The organism is Streptomyces sp. NPDC004284 (assembly GCF_042874035.1).
GTDB lineage: Bacteria > Actinomycetota > Actinomycetes > Streptomycetales > Streptomycetaceae > Streptomyces.
Window position 1 is genome coordinate 49,193 of record NZ_JBIAMJ010000021.1, and the last position, 12,995, is coordinate 62,187.

General features: G+C 71.9%; 10 protein-coding genes. 2 read left to right on the top strand and 8 right to left on the bottom strand.

Features of this window, described 5'->3' with window-relative positions; all coding sequences use genetic code 11:
• Nucleotides 1–9: 9 nt before the first annotated feature.
• Both ACFYUS_RS34830 and ACFYUS_RS34835 read right to left on the bottom strand, forming a co-directional pair.
• Nucleotides 10–2,823, bottom strand: coding sequence for an AAA family ATPase (locus ACFYUS_RS34830; protein ID WP_388861521.1), 2,814 nt, complete (start codon nucleotides 2,821–2,823; stop codon nucleotides 10–12).
• Between the two features lie 55 nt (nucleotides 2,824–2,878).
• Nucleotides 2,879–3,313: a hypothetical protein gene (locus ACFYUS_RS34835; protein ID WP_388861523.1), complete on the bottom strand. Its 435-nt coding sequence runs from the start codon at nucleotides 3,311–3,313 to the stop codon at nucleotides 2,879–2,881.
• Between the two features lie 204 nt (nucleotides 3,314–3,517).
• On the opposite strand from ACFYUS_RS34835, the gene ACFYUS_RS34840 reads away from it, so the two are divergent.
• The gene (locus ACFYUS_RS34840) at nucleotides 3,518–4,093 is read left to right on the top strand and encodes a TetR/AcrR family transcriptional regulator (RefSeq protein WP_388861525.1); all 576 of its coding nucleotides are present in this window, start codon (nucleotides 3,518–3,520) and stop codon (nucleotides 4,091–4,093) included.
• 110 nt (nucleotides 4,094–4,203) lie between these two features.
• Here ACFYUS_RS34840 and ACFYUS_RS34845 read toward each other — a convergent pair whose 3' ends face one another.
• The 5 genes from ACFYUS_RS34845 to ACFYUS_RS34865 form a co-directional block, all read right to left on the bottom strand.
• Nucleotides 4,204–5,124 carry an alpha/beta hydrolase gene (locus ACFYUS_RS34845; protein WP_388861527.1) on the bottom strand — a complete coding sequence of 307 codons (921 nt, stop codon included), beginning with the start codon at nucleotides 5,122–5,124 and terminating at the stop codon, nucleotides 4,204–4,206.
• 270 nt (nucleotides 5,125–5,394) lie between these two features.
• A complete protein-coding gene (locus tag ACFYUS_RS34850) occupies nucleotides 5,395–5,754 on the bottom strand; it encodes a cysteine hydrolase family protein (protein ID WP_388861529.1) in 360 nt (119 codons plus the stop codon).
• The gene (locus ACFYUS_RS34855; RefSeq protein ID WP_388861531.1) at nucleotides 5,751–5,954 is read right to left on the bottom strand and encodes a hypothetical protein; all 204 of its coding nucleotides are present in this window, start codon (nucleotides 5,952–5,954) and stop codon (nucleotides 5,751–5,753) included. The genes ACFYUS_RS34850 and ACFYUS_RS34855 overlap by 4 nt, the downstream gene beginning before the upstream one ends.
• A gap of 109 nt (nucleotides 5,955–6,063) precedes the next feature.
• Nucleotides 6,064–8,118 carry a helix-turn-helix domain-containing protein gene (locus tag ACFYUS_RS34860; protein WP_388861533.1) on the bottom strand — a complete coding sequence of 685 codons (2,055 nt, stop codon included), beginning with the start codon at nucleotides 8,116–8,118 and terminating at the stop codon, nucleotides 6,064–6,066.
• A 326-nt stretch (nucleotides 8,119–8,444) separates the two neighbouring features.
• Nucleotides 8,445–8,915 (bottom strand): SsgA family sporulation/cell division regulator, encoded by a 471-nt coding sequence (locus ACFYUS_RS34865; RefSeq protein WP_388861535.1) that lies wholly within the window; start codon nucleotides 8,913–8,915, stop codon nucleotides 8,445–8,447.
• A gap of 311 nt (nucleotides 8,916–9,226) precedes the next feature.
• Here ACFYUS_RS34865 and ACFYUS_RS34870 point away from each other — a divergent pair, with 311 nt between their 5' ends.
• Nucleotides 9,227–10,030: an alpha/beta hydrolase gene (locus ACFYUS_RS34870; RefSeq protein WP_388861537.1), complete on the top strand. Its 804-nt coding sequence runs from the start codon at nucleotides 9,227–9,229 to the stop codon at nucleotides 10,028–10,030.
• Between the two features lie 8 nt (nucleotides 10,031–10,038).
• Here the strand turns inward: ACFYUS_RS34870 and ACFYUS_RS34875 are convergent, their stop codons facing one another.
• Entirely contained in the window at nucleotides 10,039–12,801 is a 2,763-nt protein-coding gene (locus ACFYUS_RS34875) for an AAA family ATPase (protein ID WP_388861539.1), read from the bottom strand.
• Nucleotides 12,802–12,995: the final 194 nt, after the last annotated feature.

The window sequence follows — 12,995 nt, forward strand, 5'->3', positions numbered from 1 at the left end:
CGCCGGCACTCACTCCGCCTCCGCGCCGAACCGCGCCGCGAGCCCCGCCCGGGACGCGACGCCCAGCTTGGGGAAGATCTGGTACAGGTGCGAGGCGACCGTGCGGGGGGACAGTCGCAACTGCTCGGCGATGGCCCGGTTGGACAGACCACGAGCGGCCAGGCGCGTGATGGTCAGCTGCTGCGGGGACAACACCTGGGCGACGTCGTCCCCGACGCTGTCCGCCCCCTCCCCGGCGGACCGAACCGATGCCGCACGCCCCGTCGCCCTCAGCTCGGAGGCCGCCTGGTCCGCGCGTGACCGCGCGCCCAGAGCCCGGAAGACGGACTCGGCCGTGGCCAGCGGTGTGCGTGACGCGGTGACCTGGCGCCGGCGCCTGAGCCAGGCTCCGTAGCCGAACAGGGTCATGCCGTGCAGCAGCGGCCACGTCTCGACCCCGGGGCCCAGCGCCCGCAGATAGCGGCTCTCCGCCTCCTCGTCGGGTGCGATGACGGCCTCGGCGTATGCCAGCATCCGCTCCACCAGGGGCGGGCGTCCCGAATCCGTCAGGGACGCGAGGTGCTTGACGACGGACCTCGCGTCCTCCGTCTCCCCGGCGGGGAACGCGGCCTCGGCCAGGAAGACGACCGCCCAGAAATCCTCGTAGGCGTACGGCCCCGCCGGCTCGGCGAACAGCGCGCGCAGCCGGGCGTAGGCCTCGGCGTACCGGCCGGTGCCGGAGGCCGTGAGGGCACGGGCGAGCGAGGCGAGATGCAACTGCCGGTTCAGCCCGGTGCGCAGGGAGTGCTCCTCGACCTCCGCGGCACACACGAGCGCCTGCTCGTGGTCGCCCTCCAGCGCCAGGACGACGGCCCTGGCACCGGTGGCCCGGGCCACCCATTCGGGCTGCCCCGTCTGTTCGGCGACCACCCGGCCCTCCTCGGTGAGGGCGTGCACCGCGTCCCACCGGCTGCCGAGCCAGATCTGGCCCATCGCCCGGGGGACGACGGCCTGCGGCAGCCGTCCGTACCGGCCGTCGGCGCGGAGTGCCGCCTCCGCCTTCACATAGAGCGGGGCCGCCCGGTCGAGGTCGTTGGTGAGGTGGGCGACCTGGGCGATCAGGTTCGCCTCGTCCTCCTCCCTGAGCCCGGGAAGGGGATGCGGCTCCGGTGGCCGCAGGACCGACAGGGGGTCGGTCAGCGCCATGACGGACAGGTCGAGCACGTCGCTCGGCCCGGACCGCAGACTCTCGAACGCCTCCCGGACGGTGCGCCGCTCTTCGCGTCCCGTCTGCTGCCACCAGCAGCGCCGCGCCGCCGCGTACAGGAGCTTCTGGGCGAGCACGGGGTCCTGCCCGGACACGGCGCGTGCCGCCTCGCACAGCTCCGCGATCCGCTCCCGGCCGACCACGGTGTTGCCCGGAATCAGGTCGTGCACCCACAGCTGCAGAGCACGCCCGAGGGCGCCGAGCGCGGCCGTGTCGATCTGCCGGCCCTGGCGCAGCGAGTGGTCCACCAGCCCGCGGTCGACGGCCAGTTCGGCGGCGCGCAACAGCCGGTTCGCCTGGCGCTCGGGGTCCGGGGAGAGACGGGCCGCGCCCTCCAGGGCGGCCAGGGCCACCAGCAGGTCGGTGCCCGAACAGGGCCCGTCGGCCAGCGCCTCCAGCCGCTGGGCCAGTTCCTCGTCGGGGCCCGCCGTGCACCGGGCCGTGTGCCAGGCCGCGTGCGGGGCACTGGTGAGGCTCCGCCCCAGCACCGCATGGGCGGCCATGCGCCGGGACGCCGGCTCCAGGTACAGGACCGCGGGTCGGACCAACGGCTGGGGGAAGACCAGTCGCCGACACTCCCCCGTGGTCTCGCCGTCCTCGGTCACGAGACCCCGGGCGACCGCCTCGGCGAGCCCGGCGCGCGCGTCGTGGCCGCTGCCCAGCAGCAGGCCGCCCGCGTCCAGGATGTCCCGCGCGACAGGAGAGGCGCTGAGCGCCGCGACGAGCAGGACCGTCCGGGCCGGCTCCGACAATTCCCGCAGGTCCTCCGCGTACGACTCGGCGAGACGAGGGGTCGCCGACAGCATGCCGAAGCCCGCCGCGTCGCCGAGCGGGCCGCTGCCCAGGGAGAGTTCCGTGAGGGCCAGCGGGTTTCCCCCGGCCAGGGTGAGGACGAGCTGCGCCTCCGTGTACCCGGTGGTCCGTCCCGCGCGGGCCAGGAGGGCACGGGCCGGGGCATCGGGCAGGTCGTCGAGTGTCGCGGTGAGCAGATCCGGAGCCGACAGGGACGCGGATGCCGCGCGCTCCGTGACGATCATGCTCACACGTGAGGCCGCGCGGAGCGAGGCCATGGCACTCAGGACGCCGCGGCTCACGGTGTCGAGCCGGTCGAGGTCGTCGATGCACAGCAGAACCGGTCCTGGTGCTGTGACCAGTAGTTTCAGCGCGGCGGCCGCAAGGTCCGCCGGTTCCGGAGCGGTCGGACCGCCGCCGAACGCAGAGTCCAGGACGGCCCGTTCCGCGGCCGGCAGGCTGTCCGTCCGGGCCAGTTCGGGGCGGAGCAGGCCGTGAAGCGCGGAGTGCGGCAGACTCCGTTCGGAAGGAGCCCATGTCGCTGACAGCACACGTATGCCCCGGTGCTCGGCGCATGCCGCGGCGTAACGTATGAGCGCGGATTTCCCCGTGCCCGCGGCGCCCCTCAGGTGGAGCACGCGTCCCTGGTGCGCCAGGTCCGTCAGCAGGGTCTCCACCAACCGCTTCTCGTGCTCGCGGCCGAGCAGCACGGCCCCGTCGGCATCGGACCGGCACGGGACCGTGCCGTCCGGACCCCGACCGTCCGTGCCGCTGTACGTGCTCACTTCGTGTCCTCCCACGCTTCCTCGACCGGCAGCGGATACCTTCAGGTGGACATGATCATCTACAGGGCCGCTGGTCCGAGGGACCGTGCCCCGTGCCGACGGCGGCGTAGAGGTCACGGATGCTGACTCCGGCGCCGAACTTGAGACGGCAGACGACCCAGTCGATCGGATCGCACTCCCGTGCGTCGGGCAGCTCCACGACGACAGGGACACCGAAGGACCGCGTCGCCCGGGAGTGCTGCCATGCTCCGCCGGCGTGCCGGGCGAGGATCTCGCCCACGTAGCAGCCGAAGGCCACGAGGGACTCGGCCATGTCCGCCTCGGTGACACCCTCGGCCCGGAAGCCGTCGACGATGTCCTCCACCAGAACGATGCTCTCCGGACTGTAGTCCAGTTCCGCACCGCTGATGTCGGCCGCGGCCGCGACGATGGCAGCGGCGTGCCAGGGCGCGTTGCCCGGCTCCAGCGGGGGGTTCAGGTGCACCTGCATGTTGGTCCTCGGGCTGTTGCCGTCAATGCCGTCGAGGCTAACCGCACAAACCCCGATCCGACATGCCCCCTGTCGTATCGATACGGAACCGGGCCGAAGGCCTTCCGTATTGCAGTCGATCGACTCATGCCCATCCGCGAGCACCCTGTCAGAGTCGGGTCGACGAGCACATGTGTGACGGCCGGCCGAGGAAGGGATCCCGCAGTGGCACGCCCCCGCGAGTTCGACACCGAAGTGGCCGTGGACCAGGCCATGCACCTGTTCCGGGAGCACGGCTACCACGCCACGCCGATGCCACGACTGACGGCGCGGCTCGGCATCGGCACGGGCAGCCTCTACGCCGCGTTCGGCTCGAAGGACGGCCTGTACGCACGCGCCCTCGAACGGTACTGCGACGGTCTGGTCGCGGCACTCGACCGGGACGTCCACCTCGGCCCCGACATCCGTACGGCACTGCACGGACTCTTGATGGCCATGGTCGACGCCGACGCGGCGGACCCGGAGCACGGTTGTCTGCTCGTCAGCGCCACCACCGAGCGCTCGGCCCACGAGGGCACGACCAAGCGGGCGAGGGCGGCGATGACGGAGGCGGAGACGGTGCTGACCGCGGCGCTCCGCGTGGCGCGGGACCGGGGAGAATTACGGGACGGGCAACGCCCGGAAGAACTGGCCCGTTTCCTCACGACGTTCATCCAGGGCATCCGCGTCATGGGCCAGGCGCGAGTCGGCCGGGAGTTCCTGGAATCAGCCGTCGCCGGGGCGCTGAAGGCACTGGACTGAGACCCGCGACCTTTCCGTCGTACAGCGGATCCACGGTCCCTTCGGTCCCTGCGCGATCCGGCGGTTCCGACAGTCGAACGACTGATCCGTAGGTCGCGGGACGGGGCCGTTCACTTGGAGAGGTGCTCGGTGAAGTACTCGGTGAGCTTGTCGACGGCGGGGCCGACATACCGCTTCTTGTCGTAGAGGTCGACGTGGCCGGCGCCCTCGATCCAGTGGAGCTCCTTGGGGCCGGTGGCCCGCTGGTGGGCCTCGACGGCCATCCAGGCGGTGACGGCACGCTCCCCGATGATCTGCAGGAGAGGCCGGTCGCCGATCAGCGGGATGGCGTGGAAGGCGTCACTGGAGGCCATGCGGTCGATGCTCTCCCAGGCGAGGAACTTGGCGGAGCGCTCGTGCTCGCCGCGCGGGGTGCAGTAGTACTCGAACCCGTCGATGCCGTGCTGCCCGCCGAGGGCGCCGGCCTGCTCGGCGGTCTCCGGGAACATCGTCATCACACCGGGGTCCTCCCCCCGCGCGGCGGTGCTGCGTGCCCGGGCGGCGGCGGCCAGCAGGGCCTGGAAGACGGCCGGGTCCTGGGCGCCGTCGGCACCGAAGCGGAACTGGCGGGCGGGTTCGGCGGTGGAGACGGTGGCCACGGCCCTGACACGGGGGTCGCCGGCCGTGGCGGCCAGGGAGTAGCTGCCGGAGGCGCAGATGCCCAGCAGGCCGATCCGACCGGGGTCCACCTCCTCGCGGGTGGTGAGGTGGGAGACGGCGGCCTTGAAGTCCTCCACGCGCTGCGCGGGGTCTTCCAGACCGCGCGGCAGACCGCCCGACTCGCCCTGGTGGGCGGCGTCGAAGGCGAGCGTCACGAAACCACGCTCGGCCATCAGCCGCGCGTACGTGCCCGACGTCTGCTCCTTCACCCCGGTACCGGGGTGGCCGACCACGAGCGCCGGCCACGGGACCGACGCGGGGGCGCCGGGGGTGTACAGATGCGCGGCGATCTCGATACCGGCACTGACGAAACTCACACGGGTCCTGCTCATGGGAACACTCCTGGAGACGAGGGTGGTGAAGCGGTCGGCCCTTGACGGTTCCGTCGGGCACACCACCACCATCCGCCCTTCCGCCCGGACGCGGGAGAGACGGGTTTCTGCCCGGGAAGGATCCGTCCCCCTCTACCGGCCGAGCGGCCGAGGACAGATCCTCAGATCGACGGACCGAACGGCTGCGAGCCCCACGCATGGCCCTACGACACGCACGGGAGGCATGCCGGCGGCGTCGACCAACTCCACCGCGGCGTCGACGCGCCGAAGTCAGCTCGCCACGGCGAGCGCGGCCAGGACCAACTTCGTCGGGCCCGTTTCGGCGATCAGCGGATAGACCTGCGCGAGCGTGTGATCGTGGGCGGCCCCGTCGACGTCGGTGACGGCGTCGGTCGCGACCGTGACGTCGTAGCCCAGCTCGTGGGCGTCGCGGACGGTGGATTCCACACCGCTGCTGGTGGTGATGCCGCTGACGACGACCTGCGTGACACCGCGGTCCCGCAGCCACTCGTCCAGGCCGGTCCGGGTGAAGGCGCTGCGCGCGTGCTCGGTCACGAGGTGATCGTCTCCCGTGGCACCCGACTCGGGGAGCAGCTCGGACCACTCCGGCGGAAGCTCGGGGAAGCTCACTCCCAGGTCGTTGCGCCCGGCGGGGCCCCGGCGACGTTCACGAGGACGACGGGCAGGCGACGGCGGCGGAAAGCCGCGAGCAACCCGGCGTTGCGGGCCAGCACCTCTTCGGCAGGGTGCGCGAGAGGCAGCCCGGCGACGCTCTTCTGAAGATCGACGACGACGAGGGCGCTCCTCCGGTCCACGGCGGTGACGGACATGTCTCTCCTTGGCGAAGCCGGCTGGTCAGGGGGGAATCGCGCCGATCGGGCACGCATGACCCCCCTTGCACACGTATCGAACGTCACACGTGTGTGGAGACGTGTTCGGTCAGCCTGCCGCGCCGGGGTCTCCCAGGTCCTGAACGACGGCTGGGACGGGCAGGGCGTGTGCCGTGGCCCGCATCTCCGCGGAGCGCACCACCTTGAGAGCCTCCAGCAGATCGGCCGCCCGGGTCCAGTCGGCCCGCGCGCCCTCGGCGTCCCCGAGATCCGCCCGGGCAGCCGCGAGACGGTCCAGCACCAGGGCGTGGCCGCAGTCGTCGTGGAGCGCGGAGTAGAGCGCGGCGGCCGTTTCGCAGGCATCGATCGCGGCCCGAGGTTCGCCCAGTCCGTGCCGGGCGAACCCGATGGTGTCCCAGGCGCCGGCCTCACGACGGTCGTCGCCGAGCTCCCGCAGCGTGGCGAGCGCCCGCTCACTGATGGCGACGGCCTCTCTGCGCTCGTCGACCTCGTCCGGGTAACCGGCTTCGATCAGCGCGCGCGCCCGGCTCAGGCAGCTGCGCACGATGGCGCTCGGGTCGTCGAGAGCCAGGGCCGCGTCCAACGCGATGCGGGAGACGGCGATCTCCTCGGTCCAACGCCCCCTCACGGAGTTGTAGCCCGCCCATTCCTCGGTGAGGCCGATGAGGCGGCGCAGCAGCCGTCGATCAGTCGTGCGGCGCAGGACGGCCGACTCGGTCGCCTCCTCCTGGCGGAACCAGCCGAGCGCCTCTTCGTGGTCGTCGAACTCCAGCCGCACGACCCCGGAGGCAGCGGTGCCGGCCTCATCGGAGGGCAGCCGCGCCACGTATCGGTTGGCGGTGCGGGCGTTGTGGCGGAGGTAGTCCAGCAGACGGATCTCGGCGCCGAGGCGGTCGTCGCCCTCGCTCTCGGCACGTTCGGAGGCGTACGCGCGTACCAGGTCGTGGAGCACGTAAAAGCCCTCTCCGTCACGCGAGAGGAGGCTCCCTGACGTCAGCTCCCGCAAGTGCCGCCAGGCTTCTGACAGCCCCACCCCTGCCAGGGACGCCGCTGCCTCCGCGGACATGGCGGGGGCGGGATGGAGGGCCAGGGCGCGGAAGAAGCGCGCGGCCGCGTCGGACAGCGTTCGGTACGACCAGGAGAAGACGGCACGGACGCCGCCCGGATGAGCATCGGACACCAAGGCGTCCAGCCGAGGACGGATCTCCCTCAATTCCCGGACGGCTCCCCGCAACGACGTACCCGGGTCGGCTGCCAACCGCGCGCCGACCACGGCGATGGCCAACGGCAGATATCCGCACAGGTCGACGATCTCGGCGGCGGCCTCCGGTTCGGCCCGGCACCGGTCGCCACCGATCCGGGCGGCCAGCGCCGCCAGCGCCTCCTCCCGGGACCATACGTCGAGACTGATCAGGGAAGCGCCCTCAGCGGCGGACAGAGCGGACATGCGGCTACGTGACGTGACGATGGTCAGACACCCGGCGGAGGCGGGCAGCAGCGGCCTCGCGTGCTCGGAGTCGAGGGCGTTGTCCAGGACGACGACCAGGCGACGGCCGGCCGCCTGCTCCCGGAACAGCGCGGCACGCTCCTCCGTGCCGCCCGGAATCTCTTCCGTGGGCACACCGAGATCCCTGAGGAAGCCTCCCAGCGCGTCCCCGGCGTCGACGGGCCGGCGGGCTCCCTCGAACCCGCGCAGGTCCACGTACAACTGCCCGTCGGGAAACCGGTCCGCGACCCGATGCGCCCAGTGCACGGCAAGGGCCGTCTTGCCGACCCCCGCCATCCCGCTGATCGCGGCGACGACGGCGTGCCGTCCCACCGAGGAGACCTGCTCGGTGAGGGCGAGAGCGGCCGTCATCGCCGCTTCGCGGGCCCTGAACACGGCCGGACCGGGCGGCAACCGCCGGGGCACACCGGTGCCCCGCCGCTTCGACGCCCGCACGAGATCCGCCCGCTCGCCCCGGTCCAGCCCCAGAGCGTCCATGAGCTCGGCCAGCGTCCCCTGCCGTGGCAGGCTCTTGCCCCGCTCCATGTCGCTGATGGCCCGGACACTCACACCCGAGGCCTCCGCCAGACCCTCCAAGGTGAGCAGCGAGCGCAGGCGTGCCGTGCGCAGGAGCTCGCCGAATTCCGTCTCGCTCACTTTCCCCCTGGCCGAGTCCCGCCGCACCGTTGAGGTAGCCGCCACCCCTCAGAATGTTCTGCAATCTACCAGTTCTGGATCATCCGTTCCTCAAAACGGCGAGGTGCCTCCACCCCCGTGCTCTGAACTGCAAGGATCACCGAAAGGCCTTCCACGACGGTTTCTGCTGCGGCCGTCCCCTCGGCACGGGACGTCATGTGTTCACGTGTGCCATGGCTGACTCTCGTTCCTGTGCGTGTCAGCGGCGGTCGGCGCACCCGGGGTGCGGCACGGGGACACTGCGCCGTCCGCGGCGGGGCCGACCGGTCGGCCCCATGGCGTCGTGATCAGCCGGAGCACGGCCCGGAGCTCCGGAGGAGGTCCGCGGCGGCGACGGCCCAGTCGACCGTGGCGAGCTCCTGACCGGCGGGCACGAGGTCATAGGTGTACTCCAGCCACTCCGCCAGCGGAGGCACGGGTACCTCGAACAGGGCCGCCGTGTCCTTGGAGGACAGCTGAAGCCATGCGGTGGGCCGGTCCACGGACCGCGACGGCCGTATCCGTACGTCACCGAAGCCGCTCGCCGAGCGAAGTCCCTGCTGGAGGAGGTCGCGGCCGATCCGCCACAGCACACGCGGGCCGCCCTGGACGAGGAACTCCACGCACACGGCCAGAGGATCCTCCGGGGCGAACCGGAACTCCGCCCTGACGGGCTGTCGGGTGGAGACGCCCAACACGCGCTCGACGTCCAGGACCAGTTCGAGGCGGCCCTTCGGGACCGTTCGGCGGACCTGTACCCCTGGTCGGTCACCGCTCATGATGTGTGGATCCCTCTCTGCGACGGAAGCTGACCGGGCCCACCCTCGTCCGCGCGGGAGCGCCGTGGGTAAGTAATGTGACCGCCGACGTTCGTCGACTTCGACGACGGTCGGGCAGCGAAGGAGCCCGCCGACCGGACCGCTGTCCGTATCCGCGTGCTTTGTCCGCAGCGGTCTCCCCCTGGTGATCGGGCGCCGTCGATGCTCGACATTGAGTCATTCGACTGTCGCCTCCGATCCGCGCCGAAACGATCCTGAAACCGCCGTCGGCGTTCCAGCGCCGACCGATCGTCATGCTCGGAGGGCCGTCCGTGAACCACACTCCCGTCGTCTTCATCCATGGCACCTGGTTGGACACGCGCTCCTGGGAGCTCTGGGCGGAGCGCTTCGCCGGCCGGGGGTTCCTCACGTCCACACCGGGGTGGCCGGGGGAGGGCACCTCCGCGGAGCCGCGCACGTCGTCCGTGACGCTCGCGGGCATCGGCCTGGACGGGCTGATCGCCCACTACGCGGAGATCGTGCGGTCCTTCGAGGTCTCCCCGGTGATCGTCGGCCACTCGGTGGGCGGCCTGATCGCGCAGCACCTCATCGGAGCCGACATGGGCCGCGCGGCGGTGGCGATCGCACCCGCTCCGCTCCATGACGTTCCAGTCCCCGACTCCTCGGCCCGGTTGTGGGCTCCCGGCCGGGCAGGCACTGCCGACCAGTTGGTGACCCTGTCTCCGGAGCAGTTCCACCGGTACTTCGCGAACACGGTCGCGGCAGAGGAGTCGTACCGGCTCTTCGAGCGCTACGCCGGGCCGGCGCCCCGCCGTCTGGTCGCCGAACTCGGGCCTGCGGGCAGGGCGTACGGCCCGCGTGCCGTGGTGGACGTCGGCAACGCGAACCGCGGCCCCCTCCTGCTGATCTCAGGGCAGGAGGACCGGCTGGTGCCCGACGCCGTCACGCGCGCGGTGTACAAGGCGTACGGCGACTCGAGAGCCGGGACCGACCTGAAGCAGTTCGCGGACCGCGGCCACTCCCTGGTCATCGACAACGGATGGAGGTTCGTCGCCGACTACGTGCTCGGCTGGCTGCAGAAGCGGGGCATCCGAGCCCGCCCAGGGGTGGGTTGAACGCCGAGTCACACGTTCTGGTCGTCGGGCAGCCTGCCCAGGGCGTCACGCAGGGCGGCGCGGGCGGTGATGCCGAGCTTGGGGAACACGCGGTACAGGTGTGAGCTGACGGTGCGCGGCGACAGGTGCATGCGTTCGCCGATCTCCTTGTTGGTCAGACCGCTGGCGGCGAGGTCCGCGATCCGGCGCTCCTGCCAGGTCAGCGAGGTGAGGGGCGCCGAGGACGTGAAGGCGGGACTGCCGGTGGCGCGGAGTTCGGCCCGGGCGCGCTCGGTCCAGGTGGCTGCTCCGAGCCGCTCGAAGGCCTCCGCTGCCAGGGTCAGCGGCCGTCGTGCCGCCTTGCGTCCGTGGGTGTGGCGCCGGCGGGTGCCGCGGGCGAGTCGGATGCGGGCGAGTTCGAAGGGGAAGTCGGCACCGGCGGGGTGGGCTTCGGCGCGGTCGTACAGGGCGTCGGCCTCGGTGGGGTCGGTGGCGGTCATGGCGAGGGCGCCGTAGGTGATCAGAGCGAGGCGGGGAGAGATGTCGGGGAGCCCCGCCGCCTGAGCGGCGAGGGCGTGCTCGCGTGCTTGTTCGACGCGGCCGGTGTGGAGGGCCGCTTCGACCAGATCGAGGAGGGTACGGGAGGCCTGGTGGGCGTAGGGGGTGAAGGAGCCGGGGGACGTCAGGCCGATGGCATGGAGGTACGCGGCTTCGTAGTCGCCTTCGGAGAGCGCGGCGGCGGTGCCGATGGCGTCGGCGATCTGCGTGAGGAATCCGACGCCGCGGGGACGGGCCCAGGCGTCGACCACGGCCTGCAGTTCCCGGGCCTCGTCGACCCGGCCGCGCAGAGCGGCCAACAAGCCCACGTACGCGTGGGTGTGGTAGACGAACAGACCGTGCCCGTGCGCTGTCGTCAGCTCCAGGCAATGCCGGCCGGTCAGTTCGGCCTCGTCCCACTCGCCGACCGCGATCTGGTCGAGCATGATCAGGTGCAGCATGGTCATGGCGTCGCTCACGGCCCCCGTCTCCAGCTCGCGGCCCGCGGCGCGCCGCAACAGCGGCCGGTACCGGCTGAGGGTGTCCACGTGGTAGGAGGCGGCACCGAGCCGCGTGATGTCCCACGGTTCCAGGTGGAGGCCGGCGTAGGCGCGTTCCACCCGCTCCCGCACACCGGCGCCGCGACGCACCACGTCGCCCCAGGCGTCCTGGTAGATGCGTGAGTACGAGTGCACCAGATCGCCCAGTGAGTCGAGCAGCTCGTGAGTCCGTTCCCACCAGACCTCGTCACTCGCGTACTGGTTGATGGCCAGCAGCAGGTCGATCAGGCGGGTGAGCACCTCGTCCGGTTCCGGCGGCCCGCTGTCGCGCATGCTCTCGATCGCCGCGAAGACCTGCCGCTGCGCGGACCGGATGTCCCCGCCCTCGAAGAACGCGACGTAGCCCGACGCGACCACCGAGTCCGGGGAGGCGTCCACGCCGGACCCGGTGCCCGAGCGGAGCAACTGCTGCGCGTGCTCCAGCATGCCGGAGTGCCCGGCGATGTACGCCGCGCTGCCCAGCCTCCTGGACCTTTCCTCGCGGCTCTCGCTCAGCTCCGCGGCGCGGGTCAGCCACGTGACGGCGGCCAGTGCGCCGCCACGACGGGTCGCGGAGTCCGCCGCCGCCTCCAGGACGGCCGCCACCTCCTCGTCCGGGTCGACCGTCGAGGCCGCCAGATGAGTGGCCCGCCGCTCGACGTCGTCGCGGTGCACCCGGGCGAGGGCCGCGTGAGCGGTACGCCGCTCGTTGGGCGTCGCCATCTGGACCACGGTCGAACGCACCAGCGGATGCCGGAACACGAAGTCGCCGCTCGACGCGTCGATCTCCAGCAGGCCGGCGGTCACCGCCTCGTGGGCGTCCAGCATGCGGTAGCGGGCGCCTCCCGTGGGGCCGGTCGCCGCGCCGGCACCGACGCCGTCCAGAGCGCCGTGCAGCAGCGTGGTGCGGACGTCGTCGCCGAGAGCTTCGATCCGCGCGCCGTACACCTGCTGGAGACGCTGGGGGAGCGGGATGCCGGCGTACCCGAACAGTGCCTCGGGTGTGTGCCCCGTCCGGTTGCCGCGCACGTACGACGGCAGTTCCAGCAGGGCCAACGGGTTGCCCTGGGCCTCGTCCAGAACCAGACCGCGGATCCGGGAGTCCAGCTCCGGGTGGTGCGCGTCAAGGAGTTGTCCCGACGCCGCCCCCGACAGCGTGGTCACGGCCAGTTCCGGAATCGCGGCGGTGTCGAAGCCCGACGGCACGCCGGAACGCAGGGCGACGACGAGCTTCACCGAGCCGCCGGTGAGCCGGCGGCCCACGAATCCGCACACCTCGGTGCTGGAGGTGTCGAACCACTGGCCGTCGTCGAGCACCAGCAGCAGGGGCTTCTGCGACGCCACGAGGGAGAGGAGGTCGAGGACGGCGATGCCGAGGGTCATGACCGAGGGCGGCGAGCTCTCGCCCCGGCCGAAGACGACGTCGAACGCCTTTCGGTGGCCGTCGTCGAGCCGGTCGACGGAGGAGAGCAGCGGGTACAGGAACTGGTGCAGGCCGGCGAACGGCAGTTCCGTCTCGGCCTCGACCCCGGCAGCCCTGATCACCCGGTGCCCCTCGCCCTCGGCGAGGTCGGCGACGTGGTCCAGCAGGGCGCTCTTGCCCACGCCGGCGTCGCCGCGCAGGACGAGGGCTTGCCCTCCGACGGCCGCCACGAGTTCGGACAGCACCGCCTGTTCGCGTTCGCGGCCGACCATCGGCCCGTCGATCGACTTCATCGTCCCCCACGTCCTTCCCCGTTGAACCAGCCCGGCTCCGTTCGTATGAACCAGCCCGGTTCCGTTCGTACGCTCCGTGCCGTCTCCTCCGCCGTGGCTGCGCCCGTGGCGTCCCGCCACCCCGCGAGCCGCCGGGAGGCAACACTAGATGTCCCCATGTCCCCGGGGAAATCCGTCACTTGGTATGGCCGAAG

Excerpts from the sequence above, each read along its gene's own strand:
- ACFYUS_RS34835 (WP_388861523.1), bottom strand. The coding sequence starts at position 3,313 with ATGCAGGTGCACCTGAACCCCCCGCTGGAGCCGGGCAACGCGCCCTGG.
- ACFYUS_RS34845 (WP_388861527.1), bottom strand. The coding sequence starts at position 5,124 with ATGAGCAGGACCCGTGTGAGTTTCGTCAGTGCCGGTATCGAGATCGCC.
- ACFYUS_RS34855 (WP_388861531.1), bottom strand. The coding sequence starts at position 5,954 with ATGTCCGTCACCGCCGTGGACCGGAGGAGCGCCCTCGTCGTCGTCGAT.
- ACFYUS_RS34865 (WP_388861535.1), bottom strand. The coding sequence starts at position 8,915 with ATGAGCGGTGACCGACCAGGGGTACAGGTCCGCCGAACGGTCCCGAAG.
- ACFYUS_RS34875 (WP_388861539.1), bottom strand. The coding sequence starts at position 12,801 with ATGAAGTCGATCGACGGGCCGATGGTCGGCCGCGAACGCGAACAGGCG.